The organism is Rhizobium sp. NZLR1b, assembly GCF_019685155.1.
Lineage (GTDB): Bacteria > Pseudomonadota > Alphaproteobacteria > Rhizobiales > Rhizobiaceae > Rhizobium.
Genome location: NZ_JABDWC010000020.1, coordinates 53,906 through 80,329, shown reverse-complemented (window position 1 = coordinate 80,329; position 26,424 = coordinate 53,906). Strand labels below are relative to the sequence as shown.

The window sequence follows — 26,424 nt, the reverse complement described above, 5'->3', positions numbered from 1 at the left end:
ACAATGTGATTACAGCTTTGTTGGAGAGACGATACAACCCCTTGCAGGGGGCTGGCATTCATTTCCTTCTCTCGGGCAGCTTGTATGGACGATCTCAACGACTACTATTATTTCGCCGCTGTCGTCTCCAGCGGCGGCTTCGCTTCTGCAAGTCGCGATCTGAAGATACCGCGATCGAAGTTGAGCAGGCGGGTCAGCCGCCTTGAGGACGGGCTTGGCGCAAGGCTTATAGAACGCTCGACTCGTCACTTCCGGGTGACAGAGATCGGCCAGGCTTTCTACGAAAGATGCCAGACCATCTTGCAGGAGGCCGACCGCGCCAAATCAATCGTCAGCGAGGCTCAATCCGACCCGCAAGGCGTGGTGCGGATGGGCTGCCCTCTCGGTCTCGTCGACATTTCGGTCGGCGGAATCCTGCCTGAATTCCTGGAGCGCTATCCGAAGATCAAGCTGCAGATCATCGGCTCCGACCGGCGCGCTGACCTCATCAACGAACGGATCGATCTTGAGGTGAGGGCGACCAACGAGCCGGAGACGCAGACGAGCCTGACGATGCGCAAGCTTGACCGGGCGCGGCGTATTCTCGTCGCAAGTCCCTCGCTGGTCGAGCGCACCGGCTGCTTGAATTGTGTGGACGAGCTCGCCGAGCTTCCGACGCTGGCAATGACGTCATGGGTGTCGTTCCACACCTGGGAATTGATCGGTCCAGATGACGCCAGACAGGTGATTCGGCATCAGCCGCGGCTGACCTGTCGGAGCATGACCGCCATCCTCGACGCGGCCCGTGCCGGCCTCGGCTTCGGGCTTTTGCTCGAAAGTGCCTGCGAGGCCGATCTCCAGGCTGGCAAGCTGGTGCGAGTGCTGCCGGAATGGCAGTCGGAGGAGAGCCAGTTCTATATCGTCTTCACGACCGCCAAGGGCATGCCGCCGGCTGTGCGGGTGCTGATCGATTTCCTGGTCGAAAAATCCCGGCAGCATTGATGAAGCAGCATTGACCAAGAAGGGGCTTCAGGTTTGAAGCCGGCATCCGCTTTATCGCAGCCGTGCCAGCAGCTTTTCGCCGGCCAGTTCCCTGTTGGCATCCTTGCCGATCCAGCGAGCGGTTTTATCAGAGCTTTCGGCCAAGGCTCTTGCGAGGGCCAGCGCCGGTGCATGGCAGGCGAGATTGCGCTTTCCGATGCTGCGAAGCGCCCAGTTGACCGCCTTGCGGACGAAGTTTCGAGGGTCGCCGGAATGAGCCTTGATCAGCGGCAGCCAGGCAAGGATGGTGGCGTCGGGCTCCTTTTTGCAATGGACGGCTGCGCCGGCAATCATGGCGAAGGCAGTGCGCTTGACAAATTCGCGCTCGTCGTCGGCGAATTCTGGGATGAGCTCGTCCAGCGCGGCCTCGATGAAGAGATCGGCGGGGCAATCGACGATCTCCCAGGAATTGAAATCATTGGCCCAATTCCGGGCTTTGTTTGCCGTCAGCCGCTTCGGCTCGGCGGTGTACAGGGCGAGCAGGCGGGCTTCACGGATATCGCTTCGCCAGAGCTGAACTGCCCGGACTTGATCCTTCTTCGCCAGTCTGGCGACCACCTTGATATCGGGATTGGATATGCCGAGGGCGCGGTTCGTGACAATGCCGAAGCGCGCCATGCCGGCGATATTTTCCTCCGAACGCAGCTTTTCGAGATGCGCGATCAGTTCGGCTGCGTCGGAGGCGGGCGTGATCATTTTTCTACAGGATGATGCCGAAAAGTGTGAGCGGTTTTCGGCATCATGCACCTGTCCCTTCAATTTAGAACGAGATTCAGATTTTAGTCCGACCGGGACTAAAATCATCCTGTTCCAGGCGGGCGAGCAACGAGGATGTATCCCAGCGATTGCCGCCCATCGCCTGTACGTCGCCGTAGAATTGGTCGACCACGGCAGTGACAGGCAGCTTGGCGCCGTTGCGGCGCGCTTCGGTGAGCACGATGCCGAGATCCTTGCGCATCCAGTCGACCGCGAAGCCGAAATCATATTTGCCTGCGTTCATGGTCTTGTGGCGGTTTTCCATCTGCCAGGAGCCGGCCGCCCCCTTGGAGATAACCTCGACGACCTTTTCAATATCAAGGCCGGCGCGCTTGCCGAAATGCAGTGCTTCGGCAAGTCCCTGGACGAGGCCGGCGATGCAGATCTGGTTGACCATCTTGGTCAGTTGGCCTGAACCTGCCGGCCCCATCAGACCGACCATGCGGGCATAGGCGTCGATGACGGGCCTGGCGCGTTCGAAGACGGCCTCGTCGCCACCGCACATGACGGTGAGGGCGCCGTTTTCAGCGCCGGCCTGGCCGCCGGAGACGGGAGCGTCGATGAAATCGACGCCTTTTTCCTTTGCCACGGCATAAAGTTCGCGAGCGACTTCGGCGCTGGCGGTGGTGTTGTCGATCAGCACCGAACCCGGCTTCATGCCGTGCAGGGCGCCGTTTTCGCCAGATGTCACCGATCGGAGATCTTCGTCATTGCCGACGCAGACGAAGACGAAATCGGCGCCTGCTGCAGCCTCAGCCGGGGTGGGAGCGGATTTGCCGGAGAATTTCTCGGCCCAGGCGACGGCCTTTTCGACTGTTCGATTGTAGACGGTGACATCGTGGCCGCCCTTCGTCTTCAGATGCCCTGCCATGGGAAAGCCCATGACGCCGAGACCGATGAATGCGACTTTAGCCATATGTCCTGTCCTTATCGGGTGTGCGAGGCCCCGAGGATTAACCGAAACGGGGGGAGCAGAAAAGCCGTGAAGACGGAGTTCCTTCCGATAGACGCATAGGAGGCTGGTCGCCGCTCGCCTAGGCCCTAGATGGGGATCAGGCAAAATGTTCCGGGGGGGTGACATGAGCGAAATTCCGACGATCAAGCCGCGGCGCAAAGGCCGCAGTGGAATGCAGGCGACGCTGATTCCATCGCAGCAGATGGTCGCAGCGCAAATTCGGTTGGCACAGGAAGGTGTTTTCACCGAGCTTGGCGTCCTTCGCCGCCGTCTCGCTACCCAATACGGGGCGGACGCCTGTTGTCCGGTCACCGTTCAGCGGCATCTGCGCGCGATCGCCGATCTGTCTTTCCACGCGCTGCAAAAGGGCGAGGCGGTTTCGACGGTCACGCCCTATTGGCGCATGGTCGATCCGGCTAGCCTGCTGGCGACGCGCCTTGCAGGTGGGGCCGGTTTTCTCCGCGAGCGGCTGGCCGCCGAACGTCGGGAGGGGTAGCGGAAGAAGGCCGGTATCAGCAGGCCCGTGTCGACGAGCGCCTGAACGGGAAAAATTATTCCCCGAAGCGGATGACAATGCGAAATTGATATTGTCGATATAATTTGTAGTCTATGCCAGTATCCTGGCGATCGACGGCGACCATTGACGGCATCCGGCCGGCCGCCATCGATCGACAGGATATTCAGATGTTCACGCGCAGACGAAGCCCCGGAATTCTTCCCGCCGCCATGATCCTCCCAAGCATCCGTGCGGCTGCGATGCGCAGGCACGTCCGTATGTCGTCGCCTGCCAGGGCCCAGCTTGACCGCGCGAGCTGATTTTCGAATTTAGCAGCAAAGGATTGTTTCCATGACCGCCACATCCGATCCCATCAATTTCCTTTGGTTCATCCCGACATCGGGCGACGGCACCTATCTCGGTTCCTCCGATCTCAACCGCGCGCCCGAGATCGGCTATCTCACGCAGATCGCCCAGGCTGTCGACCGGCTCGGCTATTCCGGCGTGCTGCTGCCGACAGGCGTTGCCTGCGAAGAATCCTTCGTGACGGCGGCGGCTCTCGCGGCCAAGACCGAGAAGCTGCAGTTCCTGGTGGCGGTCCGCCCCGGCACGGCATCGCCCGCTTATTACGCGCGACTTGCGACGACGCTCGATCGCATCTCCAACGGCCGCCTGCTGCTCAACATCGTCGTGGGCGGCAGTCCGGCCGAGCTTGCCGGTGACGGCATCCATCTCGAACATGACGAGCGTTATGCCCATGCGGAGGAGTTCTTCACGGTCTTCGAGGAACTGCTGGATAAGGGCACGGCGAGCTTTGACGGCAAATACATTAAGGCGACAAATGCGCGCCTCGGCTTTCCCTCAGTGCAGAACCCGCGTCCGCCGCTTTATTTTGGCGGTTCATCGGATGCCGGCATCGATTTCTCGGTCGGCCGCGTCGACAAATATCTGACCTGGGGCGAGCCGCCGGCACAGGTGGCCGAAAAGATCGCCAAGGTGCGCAAGGCCGCCGCCGAGCGCGGCCGCGAGGTGACCTTCGGCATCCGCCTGCACTTCATCGTGCGCGAGACCGACGAGGAGGCATGGGAGGCGGCGGAGCGGCTGATCCGCCATCTCGACGACGATACGATCCGCGAGGCGCAGGAGCGCTTCGTTCACGAGTCCGACTCGGTCGGTCAGAAGCGTATGGCCGCCCTTCACAGCGGCCGGCGCGACAAGCTCGAGGTCTCGCCGAACCTCTGGGCCGGTGTCGGCCTGGTGCGGGCTGGTGCCGGCACCGCGCTTGTGGGGTCGCCGAAGACGGTTGCCGCGCGCCTTGCCGAATATCAGGAGATCGGCATCGATACGGTGATCGGCTCCGGTTACCCGCATCTGGAGGAAGCCTATCGTGTCGCCGAGCTGCTCTTCCCCGAGCTCGGCATCACCCGCGCGCAGCAGCGCCTGGCGTTCAATAACGAATTCGGCGGCAAGCAGGTCTTTACAGGCGGCAGCCACGGCGGCAACCTGAAGGTCGTCTCCGGTTCCTGAGTTCCGACGCGACGCCGAACAGGATATCGCCGGAAGCCGCCCCGTGGCTTTCGGCGTTTTGTTGAGCGCGGCCATGCCCGGTTCGGAGCGGCAGATCGCGTAATCCTCGGTATTGATGATTGTCATTGTTTGAGACCTTGGCGCCATCCTGCCGAAATTGTCCTGGGGCGCATAATCCAGCGAAACGCGTTGATTTATAGCCAGTGAGATATGCTTCATTTCCTCACAGTCTTCCCGAACGTCGTGTCCGCCGGCTTATCCACATCGGCTAGGCCTGCTAATTCTTTTCGCTCTTCGTTTGCCTCTTGACTCACGCATGCCTCATTGGCTATGAATGAATCCATAGCTGAATAGGTATGAATTCGAATGTCCGATGCTCAAGACGCGCTCTTCAAAACGCTCGCTGATCCGACACGGCGGGCTCTTTTCGAGCGGCTGTGCCGCGAAGGAGAGAAGACGGTCGGGGCTCTGACGGCTCGGGCCGGGGTTTCTCAGCCGGTCGTCTCAAAACATCTCGGCATACTAAAGCAGGCTGGATTGGTGCGCGACCGCCACGAAGGGCGCCAGACGCATTACAGCGCGCAGCTGGGCGCGCTGGCACCACTGGTCGACTGGACGAGTGAGATGGCCGGGTTCTGGCAAAGCCGCTTCAATGATCTCGAAGATTTGCTGAAAAGGATGGATCAATGACCGACACATCGACCGAAACACGCGCAGTCGTCATCGAAAGGGAAATCCCATTTCCCTCGGAGAAGATCTGGCGGGCGCTGACCCAGCCGCACCTGATCCAGGAATGGCTGATGAAGAGCGACTTCAAGCCGGTCGCCGACCACCGCTTCAAGTTCAGCGCAGATTGGGGTTCCGTCGACTGTAAGGTCCTGGAAGTCGAGCCGAACAAGACCCTGTCCTACAGCTGGGATGCCTATGGTCTCGAAAGCACCGTTACCTGGACTCTCACTCCGACCGGCACGGGCACGCACCTGCGCATGGAGCAGTCGGGGTTCCGGCCGGATCAGCGGCAGGCTTTTCAGGGCGCCAGGAGCGGGTGGACACAGTTCTTCGCAAATCTGGAGCAGGTGCTGGCGCGGACGGAGTAAGGCCGCTCATCGCCGGGGCTGATCTTAAACGCGGGAGGTGCCATTGAAATGGAACAACTGGTTGCGGCAGACCCACCGCTGGCTGTCCGTTGCCTTTACCATGGCGGTCATTCTCAATATCGTCGCGATGGTCCAGGAGAAATCGATCGTCTGGGTAGGCCTCTTGGCGCTGCTGCCGCTTGGCCTGCTATTGCTGACCGGTCTTTACCTGTTCATGCTGCCTTATGCTGCCAGATGGCGCGGCAGGTAGGAGTGAAGGCAATGGCCGGCAAGACTTCCAATACCGCAGCGAAGATCAGAAAGAAGACAGCCACTCAGCCGGCTGCGGCGGAGCCGAAGCTCCTCTCGGGAGGCAACCCGCAGATCGCCAAGGGTTACGGCGATGCTCCTGTGCAGGCCTATATCGCTGCCATTCCGGACTGGAAAAGCGCCGTCGGACGCCGTCTCGACGCGCTGATCACGCACACTGTGCCGGGTGTGAACAAGGCGGTCAAATGGAACTCGCCTCTCTATGGCATCGAAGAGCGGGGCTGGTTTCTCAGCGTTCACTGCTTCGCCAAATACGTCAAGGTGGCCTTTTTCCGGGGTACGTCGCTGCATCCTCTGCCGCCCGGCCATTCCAAGCAGAAGGAAGTGCGCTACCTCGATATCCGCGAGGAGGACGAAATCGACGAAGCCCAGCTTGCCGCCTGGGTGGAGCAGGCCAGCCGCTTGCCCGGCGAACGGATGTAAACAAATAGCACTCGAACGACGGGTGGGAGGAACCATGAAGAAAGCGTCAGCAACCATGAAGAAAAGCGATTCCGGGGAAGCAAGCGAGGAAACGTCCCCCTCTCAGTTGATCGATGCGAGGATCGAGGAACTGGGAGACTGGCGGGGCGAGAAGCTTGCCCAGGTCCGAATGCTGATCAAGCAGGCCGTGCCCGAGGTGCTTGAGGAATGGAAGTGGCGAGGAGTTCCGGTATGGGAGCGCGCCGGGATCATCTGCACCGGCGAAACTTACAAGAGCGTGGTGAAACTGACCTTCGCCAAGGGCGCCTCGCTGGAGGATCCCACGGGACTGTTCAACTCCAGCCTCGAAGGCAACACCCGGCGCGCCATCGATTTCCATCAAGGCGACACGATCGACGAGGAGGCGCTGAAGGCGCTCGTTCGTGCCGCCGCAGCGCTGAACACGTTATCAAAGACTGCCGTGTCGCGGAAGAAATCAAGCGGAACATGAGGTTTCGCTAAAGCATTTCGCGCAAAAGTGTGCAGCAGTTTAGCGATAGCGACAGCGTAAAAACAAAGACCTAAAGCGCGAAGAGCGAATCTGAAAGATCGCGACGCGCTTTAATGGATCGGGTTCGCCTCGCGCTCGAGAAAGAGTTCGAGATTGTCGAGGCCGATCTCCGTGCCCTGGAGGCGGGCGCCGTTGTCGGCGTAGCCGTCGAGGAAGACTACCTGCTCGGTGAAGACCATTTTCGTGCCGTGGGGTTCAGCTTCGAAGGTGATTGTGGCGAGCGAGGCGGAGATGCGCCTTTCGCCGAGCTTCATCTCATAGGCATAGATGATACGGGTGTCAGGCACGATATCGATGTAATGGGCGTCAAAAGCGTGCAGGAGCCCGTCCGTATCGGCGACATGGTTTCGCTCGGTACCGCCGGGACGGAAATCGAGCCTGTAATCCAGCGGAACCCATTCGCCGTGGCAGGCGAACCATTGACGCTTTGCCTCCGGCGTCGACCAGGCGCGGAAGACACGGCCGACCGGTGCTTTCAGGCGGCGCTCGATGACGAGGGTGGCATGTTCGGCAGATCGTGTCGTCATTCGGAAAAGCTCTCCGGTTCTTCGGCGAGAAATTGATCCAGCCTATCGAAGGTAGTCGTCCAGCGGCTCTTTCGCTGTTCCACCCAGCGCTCGACGGTGGCAAGCGCATCCTGCTGCAGGCGGTAGGTTCGAACCCGGCCGGATTTCTCCGAGAGCACGAGGCCACTATGCTCCAGCACCTGCAGATGTTTCATTACCGTCGGCAAGGCCACCGCGAGCGGCGCGGCCAGCTCGGTGACCGAAGCCGGGCCACGGCCGAGGCGATCGATCATGCCGCGCCGGCTGCGGTCGGATAGCGCGTGGAACATGCGGTCGAGATCGGCCTGGCTTTCGATCATCCAGCGGCATCCCGGAAGCGGGCGGGCAACCGCTCTTTATAGGGGTAGAACTTGAAGTAGGGGCGGGCCTCGTCCAGTGCCCGTGCAAAGGAGGGGCGCGTCAGCAGCCGATCGTAATAGGCGCGAAGGTTCGGCTGCTCCGCTGAAAACGGAACCAGCGTCTCGGCATAGAAGAGCGACGGGGCTGCGGCGCAATCGGCCATGGTGAAGCCGTCGCCCGCTATCCATTGTTTGTCGGCGAGCTGCTTTTCGATCATCGCATAGGCAGTGGCGAGTGTCGCCTTGGCGGCGGTCACCTCGATTTCATCAGCCGTGCCCTCGGGGCGCCGGCGATTGCTGACGAGCGCCTGCATCGGCGCCTGGACATAATGGTCGAAGAATCGATCCCAGAGGCGGACCTGCAGCGCCCGGTCGATCTCAAGCGGCAGCAGGCGAACGGGGCCAGGATAGTAGTGCTCGAGATATTCGATGATGATCGACGTCTCGGGAATGGTGCTGTCGCGCGCCTCGTCCCGCAGCAGCGGCATCTTGCCGATCGGCCAGAAGCGGAAGAGATCGGAACGCGAGCTCTCGTCGGACAGATCGACGAGACGATTTTCGAAGGGTGTGCCGTTTTCGTAAAGCGCGATCAGCACCTTGTGGCAGAAGGAGGCGAGCGGATGCCCATAGAACACGAGCGACATGCGGCGACCTTTCCTGTTGTGATAAACTTTACCGTTCGACTAAGTATCAGGTCGGCCGGCATAGCACAACAGATAGTTTGCCAATCGCGCAAGTATCGCCATCAGCCAATATATCTTGCGACCACCAAATGGCCGGGTGTCGGCTGGCCGTCTTCCATGCGCACGTTGATATCCGATATCTCGACGAGTTCGAAACCGGTGGCCGCCAGGCGTTCTTTCACATAGGCGTCGGCATGGGCGAAGCGCTGATGCGGACCGACCATGTAGGCGCGGCCAGCGAGAGTGGCGTCCGGCACGGTTTCCGAGGAGAAGATGAACAGGCCGCCCGACGTCAGGTTCTCGGCGGCGCCGAAGAACAGCGGTTCGAGTGCGCCGAGATAGGGCAGTACGTCGGTGGCTGTGATGATGTCGAAGGCGTCCTCGTCGTTGTCGTCGAGGAAATCTTCGACCTCGGCGACGAAGAGGGTTTCGTAGAGATCCTTCTCATGGGCAATCTCGACCATCTTCTCCGATAGGTCGATGCCGGTCATGTCGGCACAGAGGTCGCGCAGTGCGCCGCCGGTCAGGCCCGTGCCGCAGCCGAGATCGAGCAGCCGCTTGAACGGTCCGAGCTTCAGCGCCTGCAGGCGCTGGCGCACCAGCATCGGCACGTGATAGCCGAGCTGCTCGACAAGTACGTCCTCGAAAACCTCGGCATGCTGGTCGAACAGGGTTTCGACATAGGCGTCAGGCGCCCTGGCAGGAGTTTCGCCGCGGCCCATGGCGGCGATGCGCACGGCGGCACCGCCGTGATCGTCGGGATCGATTGCCAGGACTTCCTCATAGGCTGCCACCGCCGCGTCGACATCGCCGGCCTTTTCCAGCGCCAGAGCGCGGTTATAGGCCTCGCCAAGGGCTTCTTCGTCGATCTTCTTTGCCATCGTGGTCCATCGTCCTTTTGTTTCAGGCATGCGTCTAAGGCGGCTTTCGAAGTTTTGCAATGGCGCTGCTGCGAGCGCAGAATGGGCGCAAAGAAGACGAAGGGAGGAATACCGATGAAATCGGAGCAAGAACGGCCGTCATTGCTACCTGAAGGGGAGGCTGCACGGGCATTGCTGCTGCCTGGCACGCCAGGCGAGATCACCAACACGCTTAGCCATTATTACCGCGGTGAACTCGGGCGGATGACGAGTTGGCGCGACCGTATCGACCGAACGTCCAACTGGGCGATCACCGTGGTCGCGGCGCTGCTTTCGGTGTCGCTGTCGACGCCGACCTCGCATCACGGCGTGCTGCTGTTCGGGATGATGCTGGTGACGCTGCTTCTGATCATCGAAGCGCGGCGCTACCGCTTCTTCGACATCTACCGAGCCCGCATTCGCCAGATCGAGCGCTGCTATTTCGCGCAGATTTTGGCGCCGGAGGCGGGGGTCGGCAGAGAATGGGCCTCGGTGATCGCCAGCAGCCTGCGCAAGCCGCGTTTCCTGCTCAGCTACTGGGACGCGATGCACCGCCGGCTCAAACGGAACTATGGTTGGATGTATTCTATCCTGTTTCTCGCCTGGTGCCTGAAGATCTCGACGCCGAAATTGCAAACGGAGGGCATGCCGGCGCTACAGGCGCAGTCCTGGACCTATGTCATCGATAATGCGGTGCTGGGGCCTATTCCCGGCCTTGCGGTCATCATCATCGTCATCGTCTTCTACCTCAGCATCCTCTGCTTTGCGCTCCGCCCGGTCCGTGACCAAGGTGAATTCGGCCATGGCGAGGCACATGTCTGATGGTGGGTAGGGGCCGGATCAGTGCAGGATGAACTCTCCTTTCAGCGCCCGCCACTCGGTTGGCGAGATCAGCTTGCGGTGGACATAGCGCACCGAATGCAGCGGTCCGTCGAGCTTTTCTTCCCAAAATTTCAGAAAGCCGCGCATTTCAGGAAAATCGGGGGCGAGATCATAATCCTGCCAGACATAAGTCTGTAGGATCGCCGGATGATCCGGCAGGTGGTAGAGGATCTGGGCGGTCGTCAGACCATAGCCCTTCAGTTGTTTTTCCATGTCCTTGTGCATCGTGTTCACTTCTTCTCGTTCCCACTCGCGCGCTTATTAGCGCTACGTGATATGGAAACATGCGAGTGGTTAACGGAAGCTTTACAGATACTTCATAAAAGGACAATTGATTTTTAATATCAATAGATTAGCAGCATATAGTGGGGAGTGCTGCCACGTCGGTTCTCATTGATGCACGCTGTTGTCTGAAAACCGTGAGACACCTTCGGGCGGCATGCATCAGCGCTTGAGATGCCGGGTCAAGCGGCGTTCGATCCAAGCCCAGAGATGGCGCAGCGCCTCGACGATGACGAGGTAAAAGATCGCTGCCCAGAGATAGGTCTGGTAGTCAAAGGTGCGGGAGAAGGCGTAGCGGGTTTCGCCCATCAGGTCGAGCACGGTGATGATGGCGACGACCGCCGAGCCCTTGATCAGCAGGATGATTTCGTTGCCATAAGGGCGGAGTGCGACGATGAGAGCCTGCGGCAGAATGATCTTGCGGAAAGCGATGAACCGGTGGATGCCGAGGGCCGCGGCCGCCTCGTGCTGGCCATGCGATACGCTTTCGATGGCGCCGCGCAGGATTTCCGCCTGGTAGGCCGCGGTATTGATGGTCATGGCAAAAAGGCCGCAATACCAAGCTTCGCGGAAGAACCACCAGATACCGACGGTTTCAAGCTGCGGCCGGAAAACGCCGAGGCCGTAATAAACCAGGAACAACTGGGCAAGCAGCGGCGTGCCGCGGAAGAAATAGATGTAGCCGTAGGCGAGCGCATTCAGCAACCGGTTCTTCGACATGCGCGCTGCGGCAAGCGGCAGCGACAGAACTGCGCCGCAGATCACGGAAATGAAAACGAGGCTGAGTGTGACCCCGAGACCGTGGAGATAGCGCGGTCCGTAGCGGGTGAATTTTTCCGGATCCCAGCCGTTGACGACGGAGATCACCAGCAGCGCGCCGAATACTGCCCAGACGGCGACAAAAATATAGCCGGCCATACGCGCCGGCGTCATCGGCTTCATCACTTCGCGAGGTGCGGGCTGCGGCGGGATCAGCGTTTCGGCGTAGCTCATCGGCGGATCTCCGAACGTCTGGCCCACCGCTCGACATAGGCGAGCAGAAAGGAGGAGAGAATGGCGAGCACCAGATAGAGACAGCAGGCCAGGCCATAAAAGAAGAAGGGTTCTTTGGTCACGCGCACGGCGACACTTGTCTGGCGCAGGATATCGGCAAGACTGATGATTGAGACGTAGGAGGTGTCCTTCAGGAGCACCATCCAGAGGTTCGTCAGGCCCGGCAGCGCGATGCGCACGAGCTGCGGCAGGATGATCAGGCGCAGCGTGCGACCGCTATGCAGTCCAAGCGCATCGCCTGCCTCATACTGCCCCTTGGGAATGGCGCGAAAGGCTGAGAGCAATACTTCCGAACAGTAGGCGGAGAAGACCACCGAAAGCGCGATGACGCCGGCGAGGAAGGCGTTGATCTCGACCGGCGGCCCGTCATAACCGACGAAGGTCAGCAGAGACTGGATCAGCATCTGCATGCCGTAATAGATGATGAAGAGCGTCAGAAGCTCCGGCAGGCCTCGGAAGATCGTCGTGTAGATGCCGGCCGCCAGCCGAAGCGATTTTTCTTCCGACTGCTGGCCGAGCGCCACTAGGAAGCCGATGACGAGGCCGATCGGTAGGGTGACGATTGCCACCGAAACGGTCACCTGCAGGCCAAGCGCGATCTCGTCGCCCCAGCCGGTATCGCCACAGGCAAGAATCGTCGACTGACCTAGCCAGGTGAAGATGCCAACGGGTCCGCATAACGGATCGAAAATGTGCACAAGTGAGCTCCAGAAGGAGCCGAGCGCGGAAAATAATCCGCCCATGCGATAATTCCCCTCACGGCTTTTGCCGTTTTGATCTTGCTATCTTTGTCAAACAAAAATGGCGGAAGAGCAAGCCTTCCGCCATTACCTTGATTGGCCAGATAGCGAATTTCTTATTCGCCGTAAACGTCGAAGTCGAAGTACTTGTCCTGGATCTTCTTGTACTCACCGCTGGCGCGGATCGCAGCGATCGCCGTGTTCAGTTTTTCCTTGAGCGGATCGCCCTTGCGGATGGCAATGCCGGCGCCGTTGCCGTTGATTTCCTTGTCGACCGGCAGAGTCGTCAAGATCTTGCAGCAGGCGCCGGCGTCGGATTTGACCCATTCGGAGAGAACCACGACGTCGTCGATGACGGCGTCGACACGGCCGCTGGAGACGTCGAGCTTGTATTCGTCAGCGGTGGGGTAGAGCTTCAGTTCGGTGTCGGCCAGATGCTTCTCGGCATAGTTGGCGTGCGTCGTGGAGGTCTGCGCGCCGATCACCTTGCCCTTGAGCCCGGCAACGTCAGTAATCGTCGAATCCTTCGGCACGGCGATGGCTGGCGGGGTGTTGTAGTACTTGTTGGAGAAATCGACGAGCTTCAGACGCTCCGGGGTGATCGACATGGAGGAAACGATCATGTCGAACTTCTTGGCGTTGAGCGCCGGGATGATGCCGTCCCAGTCGGTGCTGACGAAGGAGCATTCAGCCTTCATCTCAGCGCAGAGCGCCTTGGTGATGTCGATGTCGAAGCCCTGGATCGTGCCGCTGGCATCGACGAACTCGAAGGGCGGATAGGTCGAATCGGTGCCGATCACATACTTTTCGCCATCGGCCATGGCCGAGCCAGCGAAAAGGGACATCGCCGCGATCGAGGCTGCCGCGAAAATACGGGTGGAGATATGCATGAGGATCCTCTCTGTTGGTAGCCGCCGCTGTTTTTCTCGTGGGCTGACGGCCGCAATTCAACGGTACCTAGACCGCCTTGCGGCGATAATCAGACTTTTTTTGATGGAATTGCAACACAAATCCCATCGCAATTGGGCGGTGCAAATAGCAGGCGAGATGAACGCCGGCAGACTGCAACATTCACGCGAGGTTAATCCGCGGCTTCCTAGAACCGGAACAAATCGGCGGTTCGGCGATTGCCATTCCGCCGTTTCGCCTCAATGCAAAGCTAGGGGCGGAACCGGGGCCTATCGGCCTTTAAGAAGCTCAACCAGGATCGAGGAAACCCGATGGGCATGAAATCAAGATTGTTCGCAAGCGCGGCTTTTCCGTTGCTTACCCTTTCGCTGGCGTTCCAGCCGGCATCGGCAATGGCTGCCGTGCGCGACGTCGCGCCGCAGGCGCCAGCCGTGCGGCAAGTCGAACAAGGCAGCTTCGAGGTGGCGCAGGACGCGCCTTCCGAAGAGGAATTGCTGAAGAAGAAGCACAAACAGAAGGAGCAAGCTCCGGCCGAACAGGCGCCGGCCGCCGAGCAACCGAAGGAGGCGCCGGCCGAAAAGCCGAAGGCTGAGCGGAAGGAGGCGCCGGCGCCCGAACCCAAGGCACAGCCGGAACCGCCGAAGGCCGAAGCCGCGCCGAAGGCAGAGCCCGCGCCGCAGGCCGAAAGCAAGCCAGAGCGAAAGTCCAAGCAGGAAGCCCAGCCCGAGGCAAAACCGGAGGCCGAGCCGCAGCAGGAGCAGCCGGTAACGCAGGAAAAGCCGAAGAAGCCGAAGAAGCAGGCCGAGCCGGAGGCTCAACCGCAGCCCGAACAGCAGCCGGCCGCAAAGGAAGTGCAGCCGGAGACGGAGCAGGCGCAGCCGGAAGCCAAGCCGGACGGCGGCAAGCGGGCTAAAGGACAGGACAAGGGCCAAGGCAAAGATAAAGCCAAGGGCAAGGCCGAGACGGCTGCGCCCGAAGCTGTGACGCCGACCGAGGAACAAGCCAAACCCGAAGTCAAGCCGGAGGCAAAACCTGCCGCCGAGGCGCCGGCCGAGAAGAAGCCGACAAAGGGCGAGACGGCTGCGCCCGCAGACAAGTCGAATGCAGACAAGGCGGGCCAAGAGAAAGCGCCTGGAGACAAGCCTGGCGAAGTGAAAGCGCCCGAAGACAAGGCGGCGGCTCCGGAGGCCGCACCCGCCGAAAAGCCGAAGGACGGCACCGCAGCCAAGCCTGCCGGTGAACAGCCCGCCGGCGAGCAGCCGGCCGCGCCCGCGACCGGCACTGCCCAGCCGCTGCCGGATGCCAGCGGCGGCCAGCAGGTTAAGCAGGCCATTCCGGCGCCGGAAAAGGCTTCGCCCGAAGAGCTGGAGCGCCGCAAGAAGATCGCCGCGGACCCAGCCAAAAGCAACGAAACCGTCGTGCTGCCGGTCGAGAACGGCGCGGCCGTGCTCGACAGCGACAAGGATGCCGACCGCAGCAAGGGCCGGGAAGGCCGCCGCGATCGCGACAAGCAGCGCGCCGACAGCAAGGACTTCAAGGTGCCGACCTCGGATGCCGAAGCGCAAGCCGCCACTGGCGGCGTGGCGCAGCCCTCCGTCAAGATCGAGGCGGTGACCCGCGAGAAGGGCACGAGGCTCGACGAGCGGCCGCAATTCATCCGTCCTGATGGCGCGCGCATCGACGACCGCAGCGACCAAAACCGCGTGATCATTCAATACAATAACCAGGTCATCGTGCGTAGCGACGACGACAGGCGGTTCCTGCGTGACGGCGAACGGCCGAACTACGAGGAGCTGTCTGGTGATCGCTACCGCGAGACGATCACACGGCCGGAAGGCTATCGCATCGTGACGATCCGCAACCGCTATGGCGACATCATCCAGCGGTCGCGTGTCGATGCCCGGGGACGCGAGAATGTGCTCTACTACTCCCAGGAACTCTATGACGATCCGGACCGCGATTATTTCGAGGATCCGGGCGCCGACCTGCCGCCGATGCGGCTGCGTGTGCCGCTCGACGACTATATCATCGACACCCGCAGCGATCCGAATCGGGACTATTACGAGTTCCTGAGCGAGCCGCCGGTCGAGCCGGTCGAGCGTGTCTATTCGCTCGACGAGGTGAAATATTCGGCGCGTATCCGTGACAAGGTGCGCCGCATCGACCTCGACACGATCACCTTCGCGACCGGCAGTGCCGATATCCCGATGACCCAGGCGCGGACGTTGCGCAAGGTCGCCGACGCAATCAGCCAGGTGCTCAAGAGGGATCCGAGCGAGACCTTCCTGATCGAAGGTCATACTGATGCGGTCGGCTCCGACCAGAGCAACCTCATCCTCTCCGACCAACGGGCGGAATCGGTCGCCAACGTACTCTCCGACGTTTACGGCATCCCGCCGGAGAACCTGGCGACCCAGGGTTACGGCGAACAATATCTGAAGGTCAACACAACAGACCCTGAACAGGAAAACCGCCGCGTGACCATCCGCCGCGTCACGGCGCTGGTTCGGCCTGTCGCTGCCAAGTAAATGCTGTTGCCCCTCTCCAGAACCGGAGAGGGGCATTCAGTTGTCTGTCTTTTTTCTCCTCGGCGGACCGGGCAAGGGAAGCTGCTGCCATCCTGCCGGTTTTACTCGCCGGCTTTCCTGGCAGCCTTTTCGATGGTGTCGGCGACCTTCTCCGGCTGGGATGCGAAGACGGCGTGGCTTGCTTTGATCTCGGTCACATCGCTGCCGGCGCGTTTTGCCATGTCGCGCTCCAGCTCGGGATTGATAGAGCGATCCTGCGTGGCGACGATCGACCAACTCGGTTTCGTGCGCCATGCCGGGTCTGAGACCTTGGCGGAGAAGGCCTGCTTGGCGGCGAAGACCTGCGCCCTGGCCATGAAATCAGCCTCGGCTTGCGGAAGGTCGGCTGCGAAATCCGCAGCAAAGGCACCCGGATCGAGATAGAGATATTTGCCGTCCTTGGTTTCCCTTATATCCATGCTGCCGGCGGGCTTCGAACTGGCGAGGCTCAGCAGGCTTTCACCCTTGTCGGGCTGGAACGCTGCGACATAGACGAGGCCTGCGACACTGGGATCGTTGCCAGCTTGCGTGATGACCATGCCGCCATAGCTGTGACCGACAAGCAGGCTCGGTCCCTCCTGCAGGTCGAGAACCCGCTTCGTCGCCGCCACATCGTCTTCGAGCGAGGTGATCGGCTCCTGGACGATGGTGACGTTGAAGCCGCGTTTTTCGAGAATCTCGGTCGCCTTGCGCCATCCCGAACCGTCGGCGAGCGCGCCGTGGACGATCACGATGTTCTTGACCGCGGCAGCTTCCGCCGCGAAGGCGATGCCGGTGGTGGCGAAAGCAAGGGCGGCCGTGAAAATGAGGCGTCTATTCATGGGTGTTACTCCTTGGGTGATGTTACGTTCCGGATTCAGCCGAAGGTGAAGGCGTAGGCCTGGACGCCGGGGTCGAGGAAACGGATCTCGAAGTTGCGGGCGACGACGGGGCCGGACTGGCGGACAAGTTGGTAAAGCTTGGTCGCGCTCACCACGCCGTTGCCTTCGGCATCGATGTCGGAGCCGTGGTCCGCTCCCGGCGCCTTGCCGTCGACCGTCACCTGGAAGCGGATCGGTTTGGCGTCGGCGCCGGGCCCTAGTACGAGATGCAGGTCGCGGGCGCTGAAACGATAGGCAATGCCGCCGCCCGGCTGATCAAGCGTCGCCTGATCTTTGCCGACAGTCCAGGTTCCGGACAGGCCCCAGCCGTTGAGGCCGGGTTCGGCGATCGAATAATTTTGTGCGGCGTCGGCCTGCAGCCCTTCCGGAGAGGCGAAATTTGCTGCCTGTGCGTAGCCGATATAGGTTTCGCCGGAGCGGATATTGCCAAGGTCAGGACCTGCTTCCGCGCCCGTGGCATCCGGCGCGACCGCAGCGCTTGCCGCCGTCTGGCTGCCGGCCTCGCGCAACAGGTCCTGAATGGCCTTCTCGGTCGTGCCATAATTGCCTTCGCCGAAATGGTGGTAGCGGATCTGACCCTTGGCATCGATCAGATAGGCGGCGGGCCAGTAGCTGTTTTCGAAGGCGCGCCAGATCTTGTAGTCATTGTCGATGGCGACGGGATAGCCGATCTTGAAGTCGGCGACCGCCTTCTTGACGTTGTCGATCTTCTTCTCGAAGGCAAATTCCGGGGCATGGACGCCGATCACCACGAGGCCCTGGTCCACATATTTTTCCGCCCAGGCCCTGACATAGGGGATGGTACGAATGCAATTGATGCAGGAATAGGTCCAAAAATCGACGAGCACGACTTTGCCCCGCAGCTGTTCGGTGGTCAGAGGCTCGGAATTCAGCCATTCGACCGCGCCGCCGAACGACGGTGCATGACCTTCGACCGGCAGATCGCTGCGGAAGGGCTTCTTCACATCGGCAGCAGGGATCGTCACGTCGTTGCTCGCCACTTCGGAGGCTGCACCAAACGGCTTTGCATGCAGCCTGTCGAGCACGGCCTGTTCCAGCGATGCGGTGCTGGCATAGGACAGCCGCGCCAGCAGGCTGGTGTCGAGGCCAAAGGCGATGACGGCGACGCCAGCGAGTACCGCAGCGCCGAGCACTTGGCGAATCCGGTCGCCGACGCCGAGCGAACGCTTCATGGCAGCGAATATCTTGCCGCCGACAAGCAGGGCGACGGCAAGCGAGCTTGCGGCGCCGGCGGCATAGGCTGCCAGCAGGAAGGTCGTTTGCAGGTTGGCGCCCTGCAAGGCGGCGCCGGTCAGAACAAGGCCGAGGATCGGGCCGGCGCAAGGCGCCCAAAGCAGACCGGTGGCGACGCCGAGGAGGAGGGCGCTCTTCACCGTCGGCGCGGTGCGGCCACTGCGGCTGGCATTCACCAGATTGTTGCCGAGATCGACGATCGGCCGGGCAAGGGTGCTGGCAAAACGCGGCGACAGCAGACTTGCGCCAAAGAGCGCCAGTAGGACGATCGCGGCCAGGCGGCCATATTCATTGGCGCGGATGGCCCAGCTGCCGCCGACGGCCGCCAGCGTGGCGACCAGCGCGAAGGTGGTGGCCATGCCGGCCAGCATCGGCAGCGTGCTCCTGACGAAAGGCTGTCCGGCACGGGCGAAGACGAAAGGGAGGACGGGGAGGATGCACGGGCTGAGGATCGTCAGCGCGCCTCCGAGATAGGCAATGATCAGAAGTGTCATCATCGTTTCCTTTGAAACCGATTGATCGGGCTCTGGACGGCGATGGGCCTGAACCAGCAACGGCTGCGATATGGCCGGGCGGAGGTATCCCGGATGTGTCCGGTTTTGCGGGGAAATGTACCGAAGTGTTGCCGACAGGTGATGGCGATACAGAGCGACACAAACTGACGTCGCGGCGACCGGTCGTCGCCGCTGCATGCTTTACCCGGAGGCTGCGATTGTATCAGATTGTATCGCGGCGGCCGGAAACTACATCAGCTTTCAAAAGCCGGCGGCTTGCGACATACCGGTGATACAAGCGGAATGTCTTTTGAGAGCATGAACATTCGACAGGAGAGACCGATGTCAGAGCAAATCAACCATCACCGCCGCCGTTTCTTCGGCATGACGGCAGTCGCCCTTGCGGCGGTCGAATTCGGCGTGGCCGGAACGGCCGCCGCGCAGTCGCCCGCCGTATCCCTACCTGCGGTGAAGGCCGGAACCAACACGTCCTTCGAAGCCCTGAAGCAGGTGAATGCCGGGGTGCTTGATATCGGTTATGCCGAGGCGGGCAAGGCGGATGGCCCGGTCGTGCTGCTGCTGCACGGCTGGCCTTACGACATCTATAGTTTTGTCGACGTCGCGCCGCTGCTGGCCTCGGCAGGCTACAGGGTGATCGTGCCTTATCTGCGCGGGTACGGCACGACAAGGTTTCTGGACCAGGCAACAGCGCGCAACGGCCAGCCGGCGGCGCTGGCTGCCGATATGATTGCGCTGCTCGATGCGCTCGATATCGAGAAGGCGGTGGTTGCCGGCTATGACTGGGGTGGGCGGACCGCCAACATTATGGCGGCATTGTGGCCGGAGCGCTGCAAGGCGATGGTGTCGGTGAGCGGCTACCTGATCGGCAGCCAGGAGGCCAACAAGAAGCCGCTGCCCCCGAAGGCCGAACTTGCATGGTGGTACCAGTTTTATTTTGCAACCGAGCGTGGTCGTGAGGGTTACGAAAGCAACACCCATGATTTCGCAAAGCTCATCTGGCAGACCGCGTCGCCGAAGTGGAATTTCGACGATGCGACCTTCGACAGATCGGCCGCCGCCTTCGACAATCCCGACCATGTCGAAATCGTCATTCACAATTACCGCTGGCGCCTCGGGCTTGTCGAAGGCGAGGCCAAGTATGATGACTACGAGACGAGGCTTGCCGCACTGCCGACGATTTCGGTGCCGACGATCACCATGGAGGGGGATGCAAACGGCGCGCCGCATCCGCAGCCTTCTGCCTATGCCGGAAAGTTTTCCGGCAAATACGAGCATCGCACGATCGCCGGCGGCATCGGCCACAACCTGCCCCAGGAAGCCCCGCAGGCCTTCGCCCAGGCGGTCATCGACGTCGACCGCTTTTGATCGACGCCGCCGTTCACTCGTTGCTCCGGCCAGCGCAATATGCGTAGGTCGCGTCAGCCGCCTCGATCATCGAGGCGGAGGGCGCGGCCGCTTGCATCGGTAAGGATAGGGAAAAATGGATCATGTCGATCACATTCTGGTCGTCGACGACGATCGTGAAATCCGCGAGCTGGTATCCGGCTATCTGCAGAAGAATGGCCTGAGGACAAGTGTGGCCGCAGACGGGCGGCAGATGCGCAGCTTTCTCGAAGGCAATGCTGTCGACCTGATCGTGCTCGACGTGATGATGCCCGGCGACGACGGGCTGGTGCTCTGCCGCGAACTGCGGGGCGGGCGGCACAAGGCGATCCCGATCCTGATGCTGACGGCGCGCACCGACGAGATGGACAGGGTTCTCGGGCTGGAAATGGGCGCCGACGACTATCTTGCCAAGCCCTTTGCCGCGCGCGAACTGCTTGCCCGCATCAAGGCGGTGCTGCGACGGACGCGGATGCTGCCGCCCAACCTGCAGATCAGCGAGGCGGGGCAACTGCTGAGCTTCGGCGACTGGCGGCTCGATACGGTCGGCCGGCATCTTCTCGACAAGGAAGGAACGGCGATTGCGCTCAGCGGCGCCGAATACCGTCTGCTTCGCGTCTTCATCGATCATCCGCAGCGGGTCCTCAATCGCGACCAGCTTCTCAGCCTGACGCAGGGCCGCGACGCCGATCTGTTCGATCGTTCGATCGATCTGCTTGTCAGCCGCCTGCGGCAGCGGCTCGGCGACGATGCACGCGAACCGATCTACATCAAGACGGTGCGCAGTGAAGGTTATGTGTTTTCGGTTCCGGTGGAAATCTCGGAGCCGCGTCAATGAGGGCGGCGATCCCTTTGATTTCGGGCTCGATGTGGCCGAGCACGTTGCGATCACGGATCTTCCTCATCCTGCTGATCGGTCTCGCTCTTGCCTACGGGCTGTCGTTCAGCGTGCTCTATATGGAGCGCACCATGTCGGCCAAAGCCGTGATGCTCGGCACGCTGGAGAACGATGTTGCGACCTCGATTGCTGTTCTCGACCGACTTCCCCCCGGCGAACGCGGCGATCTGCTGGATCGGCTCGGCCGCGGCAACTACCGCTTCGTGCTCGGACCCGGGCTTCCGGGCGTGCCGGATACATCAAGCAAGGGGGCGGAGATCGCAGGCAAGATAGAGGAGGCGATCGGGCATCGCTTTCCGATCCGGATCGAACGGATTCCGGGCGAGGTCAACCGGTTGCAGGCGCATCTGACGCTGAGCGACGGAAGCCCGCTGACGATCGACGTCACGCCCAAGGGTGTCATGCCGATCGCCGCATGGCTGCCCTATGTCTTCGCCGTCCAGATGGCGCTGCTCATCCTCTGTACGTGGTTTGCAGTCCGCCAGGCGATCCGGCCGCTCGGCGAGCTGGCCGCTGCCGCCGATGCTCTCGATCCCAATAAGGATGGCCCGGCCTTGAGCGAAGCGGGGCCGAGCGAGGTAGCGTACGCAGCACGCGCCTTCAACGCGATGCGGGAGAGGATCGCCCATTACCTCGAAGAGCGGGTGCAGATATTGGCGGCCATCGCGCATGACCTGCAGACGCCGATCACCCGCATGCGGCTGCGCGCCGACATGGCGGAGGATTCGCCTGAGAAGGACAAGCTGGTGCACGATCTCGGCGAGATCCAGCGCCTTGTCCAGGACGGTATTGCCTATGCGCGCAGCGCTCACGGCAGCGGCGAGAAGAATGCCCGCATCGATCTCGCCTCGTTCATCGACAGCATCGCCTACGACTATCAGGACACCGGAAAGGCGGTGACGGTCGTCGGCCTGGTTCAGGGCGCCGCCTTCACCAAGCCGCACGCCCTTCGCCGCATCCTGTCGAACTTCATCGACAATGCGTTGAAGTTTGCCGGGGCCGCCGAGATCAGCGTCGGGCGCAGCACTGAGAACGAAATCGTCATCACCGTACTGGATCGCGGTCCCGGCATTCCCAACGATATGCTCGAAGCCGCCATGCAGCCTTTCTTCCGGCTGGAGCAATCCCGCAACCGGGAGACCGGCGGCACCGGTCTCGGTCTTGCGATCGCCCAGCAACTAACGGCGAAGATCGGCGGATCGCTGACGCTCTACAATCGCGCCGGCGGCGGGTTGGCAGCGGAAGTCACCCTCCGGTGATGACTGCAGCCGGCGGAAGTTTTTCGACGGTTTTGTACGGGAAGATGTCGTGGACAGCGGATGCTACGTTTTGTGACATTTCGACCGATTCCTGAAACATGGCGGATATATCGGCCGGTCAAACCACACTCCGTCAACCCGGTCGCGAGTAGCGACCACTCGCGTAAAGCGACGCAAACAGGAGTGTTCCCATGACCAAGTTCGACAAGGTTCTCTATACCGGCAAGACCCGCACCACCGGTGGGCGCGACGGCGCGTCGCAGAGCGACGACGGTCAGCTCGATATCAAGCTCTCGCCGCCCGGCAGCGCGCGGCCCGGCACCAATCCCGAACAGCTTTTCGCAGCCGGTTGGTCGGCCTGCTTCATCGGCGCGATCGGCATTGCTGCGGGCAAGCTGAAGGTCAGGCTTCCGGCAGAGACCGCCGTGAATGCCGAGGTCGATCTCGGGGCGACCGAGGGCGACTATTTCCTGCAGGCCCGCCTCAAGGTCAGCCTGCCTGGTATCGAAGTGGACGTCGCGAAGGCATTGGTGGATGAGGCGCACCGGACTTGCCCCTATTCGAAGGCGACGCGCGGCAATATCCATGTCGAATTGACCATTGCCTGACGGATCGATTGCCCGCCAAAAGGCTATTGGCGGCGGCGGGCAGAGGAGCCGAAAGCAAACGGGACGAGGCCGATCGGGCCTCGCCGATTGGAGGATTTGATGAGATTGATGATCATCTGCATTCTGGGAGCGGTGGTCTTCGCCGCGCCCTGCATCTACGACATAAGCTCGCAGGAGCCATCGCCGCTCACGGGCCTGGTGACGGCGGCATCCGCGGTTTCCCTTTCAGGCCACCAGGGAGAAAGACTGTGAAACTCTATCAGAATGAAATTTCCTCGGCGACATCGAGAGTCCGGATCGCGCTCGCCCTGAAGGGACTGACGGCGGAAGCGCTGCCGGTGACCATCCTTGGCGAAGAGGCAGAGAGCCGGCAGGCCGGATATCGCAGCGTCAACCCGCAGGGGCTGGTGCCGGCCTTGCTGACGGATAACGGTGTCCTCATCACCCAATCGCTGGCGATCATCGAATATCTCGACGAGCTTCAGCCGCAACCGCCGCTGCTGCCCGACACGGCGGAGGGCAGGGCGCTGGCGCGGTCGATCGCGCTGGCGATCGCAGCCGAGATCCATGCGCTGTTGCCGCCGCGGATCGGCCTCCATCTCAAATCGGCGTTCCAGGCCGACGCCGATGCGATTGCCGCCTGGAGCCGTCATTGGGTCGGCGAGGGAATGGCCGCCGTGGAGAAGATGATCGCCGGCCGCAGACAGGGGACCTTCGCGGTCGGAGATCGGCCCGGAGTTGCCGATATTTTTCTCTTCCCGCAGGCAATCAGCGCCCGGCGGATGGGCTTCGACCTCGCCCAATGGCCGCATATCGCAGAGATTGTCGCAAGGCTTGAGGCGATACCGGCTTTCCAGGAGAATGCGCCGGCGCCGAGACGATGATGCGATTGGTGAAGAAGCGGTCACAAATAACAGCAGTTGCTTTCAGTTTGTTATCTTCGCTCGTTACTCTTCGTCATCCTCGGCCTTGTGCCGAGGATCTGCTACCTATTGACCGGCTGCAGATGCTCGGGACAATCCCGAGCATGACGAAAAGGGTGGTTGGCTGTTTCTCTTACGGTGTTGAAATCCGGCGAATGACATCGCTTCTCAGCGGTTGACCCTTGCCTGCAGATGGGCGGGATAACGATCGCCTTCCACCTTGATCGTGGCGAGCGCGCGTTCGATGCTGACAAGATCGTCCGCCGTCAGTTCGACCCCGGCGGCCTGGATGTTTTCCTGGAGGCGATGCAGCTTGGTGGTGCCGGGGATCGGCACGATCCAGGGTTTTTGCGCCAGGAGCCAGGCGAGAGCCACCTGGGCGGGGCTGGCCTTTTTGTTCGCGGCGATCTCGGCGAGAAGATCGACGAGCGCTTGGTTGGCTTTGCGCGCCTCTTGAGAAAAACGCGGCACGACGTTGCGGAAATCCTTGCTATCGAAGGTGGTCGTCTCGTTGATGGAGCCGGTGAGGAAACCCTTGCCCAGCGGGCTGAATGGAACGAAACCGATGCCGAGTTCTTCGAGCGTCGGCAGGATTTCCTGCTCGGGTTCGCGCCACCACAGCGAATATTCGCTCTGTAGCGCCGTTACCGGCTGGACGGCATGGGCACGGCGGATCGTCTCGGCGCCGGCTTCAGAGAGACCGAAATGCCGGACCTTGCCTTCTGAAATCAGCATCTTGACAGTGCCCGCGACATCCTCGATCGGGACATCGGGATCGACGCGATGCTGATAGAACAGATCGATGACGTCGGTCTTCAGGCGCTTCAGCGCCTGGTCGGCCACCGCGCGGATCTGCTCCGGACGGCTGTTCATGCCGCTCTGGCCGCCATTGGCATCGAAGTTGAAACCAAATTTCGTGGCGATCACGACCTCGCTCCGGAAGGGGGCGAGCGCCTCTCCCAGAAGCTCTTCGTTTTTATAGGGGCCATAGGCCTCGGCCGTGTCGAAGAAGGTCACGCCGCGTTCGACAGCCTGCCGGATCAGCGCGGTCGCCTGCTGGATATCTGTCGCTGGGCCATAACCATAACTCAATCCCATGCAGCCGAGACCGATGGCCGAGACTTGAAGTCCGCTGTTTCCGAGTTCGCGCTTCTGCATAGCCGTTTCCTTTCTTAATCTTGATATTGCGCGTCGGTGACCTGCTCCATCCAGTCGACCACCTTGCCGTCGAGCTGTTCCTGGATGGCGATATGGGTCATCGCGGTCGTCGGCGATGCGCCGTGCCAATGGCGTTCACCCGGTGAGAACCAGACGACGTCGCCGGCACGGATCTCTTCGATGAGGCCGCCTTCCCGCTGCACGCGGCCGCAGCCGGAGGTGACGATCAGCGTCTGGCCGAGCGGATGGGTGTGCCAGGCGGTGCGGGCGCCGGGTTCGAAAGTGACGCTGGCGCCGGCGGTGCGGGCGGGGCTGGTCACTGCAAACAGCGGGTCGACGCGCACGCTGCCGGTAAACCAGTCGGCCGGTCCCTTGGCCGAAGGCTGCGAACCGCTTCGTTTGATGTCCATCTCACGTTCCTTTCAACATCTGGAGTGGACAGGCCGGTGGGCCGGCCGGGCGTCCGCCTGGGATGCAAAGTATTTAACGCGTGGGCCGGATGGCGATTAGATGCTATAAACGGCATGGACCCATGAGAAAGTTTCATAAATGCCGCGCCCTGCCGTGAACGACCTGATCGCCTTCCTCGCCGTTGCGCGCGCCCAGAGCTTTACCAAGGCGGCGGGCAAGCTCGGTGTTTCGCAGTCGGCGCTCAGCCACACCATTCGCGGGCTTGAGGAGCGGCTTGGGCTGCGATTGCTAACACGGACGACGCGCAGCGTCTCGCCGACGGAGGCGGGCGAACGCCTGCTCGCCTCCATCGGTCCACGGCTCGATGAGATCGAGAGCGAGCTCGCTGCCTTGAGCGCGTTCCGCGAGAAGCCGGCAGGCACAATCCGCATCAATGCCGGCGAACATGCGGCCAATGCGGTTCTCTGGCCTGCCCTCGAAAAACTTCTGCCTGATTATCCCGATATCCATGTCGAGATCATTGTCGACTACGGACTGACCGACATCGTGGCGGAACGTTACGATGCGGGGGTGCGGCTGGGAGAACAAGTCGCGAAAGACATGATCGCGGTGCGCATCGGCCCCGATATGAGCATGGCTGTGGTCGGCGCTCCCGCCTATTTCGACAACAGGGCGACGCCGCTGACGCCGCAGGAGCTGACCGATCACAATTGCATCAATCTGCGCCTGCCGACCTATGGCGGCGTCTATGCCTGGGAGTTCGAGAAGGACGGGCACGCGCTCAGGGTTCGGGTCGAGGGACAGTTGGTCTTCAACAATATCGCGCTGCGGCTGAACGCAGTGCTGGCAGGGTTGGGGCTGGCATATCTGCCGGAGGATGCCGTGCAGGCGCATTTTGCCGATGGGCGGCTGGTGCGTGTGCTGGAGGACTGGTGCCCGCCGTTTCCCGGCTATCATCTCTATTATCCGAGCCGCCGGCATGCGTCGCCGGCATTTGCCCTTGTCGTCGATGCACTACGCTATCGCGGGTAGAGACCGATATTTTCAGGTCGCTGACAGCGAGCAGCTATCCGTGCCAGCCC

30 protein-coding genes and 1 pseudogene are annotated in these 26,424 nt (G+C 61.5%); 17 read left to right on the top strand and 14 right to left on the bottom strand.

Annotated features, from left to right (window positions below; translation table 11 throughout):
• Positions 1–84: 84 nt before the first annotated feature.
• Complete coding sequence (locus HJB84_RS24545) at positions 85–981, top strand: LysR substrate-binding domain-containing protein (protein WP_207580756.1); 897 nt, start codon at positions 85–87, stop codon at positions 979–981.
• Between the two features lie 51 nt (positions 982–1,032).
• Here the strand turns inward: HJB84_RS24545 and HJB84_RS24540 are convergent, their stop codons facing one another.
• Positions 1,033–1,716, bottom strand: coding sequence for a DNA alkylation repair protein (locus tag HJB84_RS24540; RefSeq protein ID WP_207580755.1), 684 nt, complete (start codon positions 1,714–1,716; stop codon positions 1,033–1,035).
• 76 nt (positions 1,717–1,792) lie between these two features.
• Positions 1,793–2,692: an NAD(P)-dependent oxidoreductase gene (locus tag HJB84_RS24535; protein ID WP_207580754.1), complete on the bottom strand. Its 900-nt coding sequence runs from the start codon at positions 2,690–2,692 to the stop codon at positions 1,793–1,795.
• 163 nt (positions 2,693–2,855) lie between these two features.
• On the opposite strand from HJB84_RS24535, the gene HJB84_RS24530 reads away from it, so the two are divergent.
• From HJB84_RS24530 to HJB84_RS24500, 7 genes and pseudogenes are all read left to right on the top strand, one after another.
• Entirely contained in the window at positions 2,856–3,227 is a 372-nt protein-coding gene (locus tag HJB84_RS24530; protein WP_207580753.1) for a hypothetical protein, read from the top strand.
• A 351-nt stretch (positions 3,228–3,578) separates the two neighbouring features.
• Positions 3,579–4,754, top strand: a complete 1,176-nt coding sequence (ssuD, locus tag HJB84_RS24525) for an FMNH2-dependent alkanesulfonate monooxygenase (RefSeq protein ID WP_207580752.1) — start codon at positions 3,579–3,581, stop codon at positions 4,752–4,754.
• Between the two features lie 366 nt (positions 4,755–5,120).
• The gene (locus HJB84_RS24520) at positions 5,121–5,444 is read left to right on the top strand and encodes a helix-turn-helix transcriptional regulator (RefSeq protein ID WP_207580751.1); all 324 of its coding nucleotides are present in this window, start codon (positions 5,121–5,123) and stop codon (positions 5,442–5,444) included.
• Positions 5,441–5,851, top strand: a complete 411-nt coding sequence (locus HJB84_RS24515) for an SRPBCC domain-containing protein (protein WP_207580750.1) — start codon at positions 5,441–5,443, stop codon at positions 5,849–5,851. Before HJB84_RS24520 ends, HJB84_RS24515 begins: the two co-directional genes overlap by 4 nt.
• Before the next feature lie 43 nt (positions 5,852–5,894).
• A pseudogene (locus HJB84_RS24510) lies at positions 5,895–6,111 on the top strand (hypothetical protein); the annotation flags it as partial.
• 1 nt (position 6,112) lies between these two features.
• Positions 6,113–6,583 carry a DUF1801 domain-containing protein gene (locus HJB84_RS24505; RefSeq protein WP_221117153.1) on the top strand — a complete coding sequence of 157 codons (471 nt, stop codon included), beginning with the start codon at positions 6,113–6,115 and terminating at the stop codon, positions 6,581–6,583.
• Between the two features lie 34 nt (positions 6,584–6,617).
• The gene (locus HJB84_RS24500) at positions 6,618–7,073 is read left to right on the top strand and encodes a DUF1801 domain-containing protein (protein ID WP_207580747.1); all 456 of its coding nucleotides are present in this window, start codon (positions 6,618–6,620) and stop codon (positions 7,071–7,073) included.
• Between the two features lie 110 nt (positions 7,074–7,183).
• Here the strand turns inward: HJB84_RS24500 and HJB84_RS24495 are convergent, their stop codons facing one another.
• From HJB84_RS24495 to HJB84_RS24480, 4 genes are all read right to left on the bottom strand, one after another.
• Positions 7,184–7,660: an SRPBCC family protein gene (locus HJB84_RS24495; RefSeq protein WP_221117152.1), complete on the bottom strand. Its 477-nt coding sequence runs from the start codon at positions 7,658–7,660 to the stop codon at positions 7,184–7,186.
• Entirely contained in the window at positions 7,657–7,998 is a 342-nt protein-coding gene (locus HJB84_RS24490) for a helix-turn-helix transcriptional regulator (RefSeq protein WP_007629523.1), read from the bottom strand. Before HJB84_RS24490 ends, HJB84_RS24495 begins: the two co-directional genes overlap by 4 nt.
• Positions 7,995–8,681 (bottom strand): glutathione S-transferase family protein, encoded by a 687-nt coding sequence (locus HJB84_RS24485; protein WP_207580745.1) that lies wholly within the window; start codon positions 8,679–8,681, stop codon positions 7,995–7,997. Before HJB84_RS24485 ends, HJB84_RS24490 begins: the two co-directional genes overlap by 4 nt.
• A gap of 101 nt (positions 8,682–8,782) precedes the next feature.
• Positions 8,783–9,601 (bottom strand): class I SAM-dependent methyltransferase, encoded by an 819-nt coding sequence (locus HJB84_RS24480; protein WP_207580744.1) that lies wholly within the window; start codon positions 9,599–9,601, stop codon positions 8,783–8,785.
• A gap of 114 nt (positions 9,602–9,715) precedes the next feature.
• On the opposite strand from HJB84_RS24480, the gene HJB84_RS24475 reads away from it, so the two are divergent.
• Positions 9,716–10,441, top strand: coding sequence for a DUF2270 domain-containing protein (locus tag HJB84_RS24475; protein WP_207580743.1), 726 nt, complete (start codon positions 9,716–9,718; stop codon positions 10,439–10,441).
• 18 nt (positions 10,442–10,459) lie between these two features.
• On the opposite strand, the gene HJB84_RS24470 is transcribed toward HJB84_RS24475, so the two are convergent.
• The 4 genes from HJB84_RS24470 to HJB84_RS24455 form a co-directional block, all read right to left on the bottom strand.
• Entirely contained in the window at positions 10,460–10,726 is a 267-nt protein-coding gene (locus HJB84_RS24470) for an usg protein (RefSeq protein ID WP_164015171.1), read from the bottom strand.
• A gap of 219 nt (positions 10,727–10,945) precedes the next feature.
• Entirely contained in the window at positions 10,946–11,776 is an 831-nt protein-coding gene (locus HJB84_RS24465) for an ABC transporter permease (protein ID WP_207580742.1), read from the bottom strand.
• A complete protein-coding gene (locus HJB84_RS24460; RefSeq protein ID WP_221117151.1) occupies positions 11,773–12,579 on the bottom strand; it encodes an ABC transporter permease in 807 nt (268 codons plus the stop codon). Before HJB84_RS24460 ends, HJB84_RS24465 begins: the two co-directional genes overlap by 4 nt.
• 113 nt (positions 12,580–12,692) lie before the next feature.
• Positions 12,693–13,466: a transporter substrate-binding domain-containing protein gene (locus tag HJB84_RS24455; protein WP_207580740.1), complete on the bottom strand. Its 774-nt coding sequence runs from the start codon at positions 13,464–13,466 to the stop codon at positions 12,693–12,695.
• Between the two features lie 330 nt (positions 13,467–13,796).
• On the opposite strand from HJB84_RS24455, the gene HJB84_RS24450 reads away from it, so the two are divergent.
• The gene (locus tag HJB84_RS24450; protein ID WP_221117150.1) at positions 13,797–16,013 is read left to right on the top strand and encodes an OmpA family protein; all 2,217 of its coding nucleotides are present in this window, start codon (positions 13,797–13,799) and stop codon (positions 16,011–16,013) included.
• 101 nt (positions 16,014–16,114) lie between these two features.
• On the opposite strand, the gene HJB84_RS24445 is transcribed toward HJB84_RS24450, so the two are convergent.
• Both HJB84_RS24445 and HJB84_RS24440 read right to left on the bottom strand, forming a co-directional pair.
• Positions 16,115–16,873 (bottom strand): alpha/beta hydrolase, encoded by a 759-nt coding sequence (locus tag HJB84_RS24445; protein ID WP_207580738.1) that lies wholly within the window; start codon positions 16,871–16,873, stop codon positions 16,115–16,117.
• 35 nt (positions 16,874–16,908) lie between these two features.
• Entirely contained in the window at positions 16,909–18,681 is a 1,773-nt protein-coding gene (locus tag HJB84_RS24440; protein ID WP_207580737.1) for a cytochrome c biogenesis protein DipZ, read from the bottom strand.
• A gap of 342 nt (positions 18,682–19,023) precedes the next feature.
• Here HJB84_RS24440 and HJB84_RS24435 point away from each other — a divergent pair, with 342 nt between their 5' ends.
• From HJB84_RS24435 to maiA, 6 genes are all read left to right on the top strand, one after another.
• Positions 19,024–20,067: an alpha/beta fold hydrolase gene (locus HJB84_RS24435; protein WP_207580736.1), complete on the top strand. Its 1,044-nt coding sequence runs from the start codon at positions 19,024–19,026 to the stop codon at positions 20,065–20,067.
• 115 nt (positions 20,068–20,182) lie between these two features.
• Positions 20,183–20,923: a response regulator gene (locus HJB84_RS24430; RefSeq protein WP_221117149.1), complete on the top strand. Its 741-nt coding sequence runs from the start codon at positions 20,183–20,185 to the stop codon at positions 20,921–20,923.
• Positions 20,920–22,242, top strand: coding sequence for a HAMP domain-containing sensor histidine kinase (locus HJB84_RS24425; RefSeq protein ID WP_221117148.1), 1,323 nt, complete (start codon positions 20,920–20,922; stop codon positions 22,240–22,242). The genes HJB84_RS24430 and HJB84_RS24425 overlap by 4 nt, the downstream gene beginning before the upstream one ends.
• A gap of 191 nt (positions 22,243–22,433) precedes the next feature.
• Positions 22,434–22,850 carry an organic hydroperoxide resistance protein gene (locus HJB84_RS24420; protein ID WP_207580734.1) on the top strand — a complete coding sequence of 139 codons (417 nt, stop codon included), beginning with the start codon at positions 22,434–22,436 and terminating at the stop codon, positions 22,848–22,850.
• 99 nt (positions 22,851–22,949) lie between these two features.
• On the top strand, positions 22,950–23,102 hold the full coding sequence (locus tag HJB84_RS24415) for a hypothetical protein (protein WP_207580733.1): 153 nt from the start codon (positions 22,950–22,952) through the stop codon (positions 23,100–23,102).
• Positions 23,099–23,734: a maleylacetoacetate isomerase gene (gene maiA / locus HJB84_RS24410; RefSeq protein ID WP_207580732.1), complete on the top strand. Its 636-nt coding sequence runs from the start codon at positions 23,099–23,101 to the stop codon at positions 23,732–23,734. The genes HJB84_RS24415 and maiA overlap by 4 nt, the downstream gene beginning before the upstream one ends.
• Before the next feature lie 207 nt (positions 23,735–23,941).
• Here the strand turns inward: maiA and HJB84_RS24405 are convergent, their stop codons facing one another.
• A complete protein-coding gene (locus HJB84_RS24405; RefSeq protein WP_221117147.1) occupies positions 23,942–24,931 on the bottom strand; it encodes an aldo/keto reductase in 990 nt (329 codons plus the stop codon).
• A gap of 14 nt (positions 24,932–24,945) precedes the next feature.
• Complete coding sequence (locus tag HJB84_RS24400) at positions 24,946–25,341, bottom strand: cupin domain-containing protein (RefSeq protein ID WP_207580730.1); 396 nt, start codon at positions 25,339–25,341, stop codon at positions 24,946–24,948.
• 139 nt (positions 25,342–25,480) lie between these two features.
• Between HJB84_RS24400 and HJB84_RS24395 the strand changes: the two genes are divergently transcribed.
• Complete coding sequence (locus HJB84_RS24395; protein ID WP_221117146.1) at positions 25,481–26,374, top strand: LysR family transcriptional regulator; 894 nt, start codon at positions 25,481–25,483, stop codon at positions 26,372–26,374.
• Positions 26,375–26,424: the final 50 nt, after the last annotated feature.

Coding starts and splice junctions, on each gene's coding strand:
- HJB84_RS24545 (WP_207580756.1), top strand. CDS start 85: ATGGACGATCTCAACGACTACTATTATTTCGCCGCTGTCGTCTCCAGC.
- HJB84_RS24540 (WP_207580755.1), bottom strand. CDS start 1,716: ATGATCACGCCCGCCTCCGACGCAGCCGAACTGATCGCGCATCTCGAA.
- HJB84_RS24535 (WP_207580754.1), bottom strand. CDS start 2,692: ATGGCTAAAGTCGCATTCATCGGTCTCGGCGTCATGGGCTTTCCCATG.
- HJB84_RS24530 (WP_207580753.1), top strand. CDS start 2,856: ATGAGCGAAATTCCGACGATCAAGCCGCGGCGCAAAGGCCGCAGTGGA.
- ssuD (WP_207580752.1), top strand. CDS start 3,579: ATGACCGCCACATCCGATCCCATCAATTTCCTTTGGTTCATCCCGACA.
- HJB84_RS24520 (WP_207580751.1), top strand. CDS start 5,121: ATGTCCGATGCTCAAGACGCGCTCTTCAAAACGCTCGCTGATCCGACA.
- HJB84_RS24515 (WP_207580750.1), top strand. CDS start 5,441: ATGACCGACACATCGACCGAAACACGCGCAGTCGTCATCGAAAGGGAA.
- HJB84_RS24505 (WP_221117153.1), top strand. CDS start 6,113: ATGGCCGGCAAGACTTCCAATACCGCAGCGAAGATCAGAAAGAAGACA.
- HJB84_RS24500 (WP_207580747.1), top strand. CDS start 6,618: ATGAAGAAAGCGTCAGCAACCATGAAGAAAAGCGATTCCGGGGAAGCA.
- HJB84_RS24495 (WP_221117152.1), bottom strand. CDS start 7,660: ATGACGACACGATCTGCCGAACATGCCACCCTCGTCATCGAGCGCCGC.
- HJB84_RS24490 (WP_007629523.1), bottom strand. CDS start 7,998: ATGATCGAAAGCCAGGCCGATCTCGACCGCATGTTCCACGCGCTATCC.
- HJB84_RS24485 (WP_207580745.1), bottom strand. CDS start 8,681: ATGTCGCTCGTGTTCTATGGGCATCCGCTCGCCTCCTTCTGCCACAAG.
- HJB84_RS24480 (WP_207580744.1), bottom strand. CDS start 9,601: ATGGCAAAGAAGATCGACGAAGAAGCCCTTGGCGAGGCCTATAACCGC.
- HJB84_RS24475 (WP_207580743.1), top strand. CDS start 9,716: ATGAAATCGGAGCAAGAACGGCCGTCATTGCTACCTGAAGGGGAGGCT.
- HJB84_RS24470 (WP_164015171.1), bottom strand. CDS start 10,726: ATGCACAAGGACATGGAAAAACAACTGAAGGGCTATGGTCTGACGACC.
- HJB84_RS24465 (WP_207580742.1), bottom strand. CDS start 11,776: ATGAGCTACGCCGAAACGCTGATCCCGCCGCAGCCCGCACCTCGCGAA.
- HJB84_RS24460 (WP_221117151.1), bottom strand. CDS start 12,579: ATGGGCGGATTATTTTCCGCGCTCGGCTCCTTCTGGAGCTCACTTGTG.
- HJB84_RS24455 (WP_207580740.1), bottom strand. CDS start 13,466: ATGCATATCTCCACCCGTATTTTCGCGGCAGCCTCGATCGCGGCGATG.
- HJB84_RS24450 (WP_221117150.1), top strand. CDS start 13,797: ATGGGCATGAAATCAAGATTGTTCGCAAGCGCGGCTTTTCCGTTGCTT.
- HJB84_RS24445 (WP_207580738.1), bottom strand. CDS start 16,873: ATGAATAGACGCCTCATTTTCACGGCCGCCCTTGCTTTCGCCACCACC.
- HJB84_RS24440 (WP_207580737.1), bottom strand. CDS start 18,681: ATGACACTTCTGATCATTGCCTATCTCGGAGGCGCGCTGACGATCCTC.
- HJB84_RS24435 (WP_207580736.1), top strand. CDS start 19,024: ATGTCAGAGCAAATCAACCATCACCGCCGCCGTTTCTTCGGCATGACG.
- HJB84_RS24430 (WP_221117149.1), top strand. CDS start 20,183: ATGGATCATGTCGATCACATTCTGGTCGTCGACGACGATCGTGAAATC.
- HJB84_RS24425 (WP_221117148.1), top strand. CDS start 20,920: ATGAGGGCGGCGATCCCTTTGATTTCGGGCTCGATGTGGCCGAGCACG.
- HJB84_RS24420 (WP_207580734.1), top strand. CDS start 22,434: ATGACCAAGTTCGACAAGGTTCTCTATACCGGCAAGACCCGCACCACC.
- HJB84_RS24415 (WP_207580733.1), top strand. CDS start 22,950: ATGAGATTGATGATCATCTGCATTCTGGGAGCGGTGGTCTTCGCCGCG.
- HJB84_RS24405 (WP_221117147.1), bottom strand. CDS start 24,931: ATGCAGAAGCGCGAACTCGGAAACAGCGGACTTCAAGTCTCGGCCATC.
- HJB84_RS24400 (WP_207580730.1), bottom strand. CDS start 25,341: ATGGACATCAAACGAAGCGGTTCGCAGCCTTCGGCCAAGGGACCGGCC.
- HJB84_RS24395 (WP_221117146.1), top strand. CDS start 25,481: ATGCCGCGCCCTGCCGTGAACGACCTGATCGCCTTCCTCGCCGTTGCG.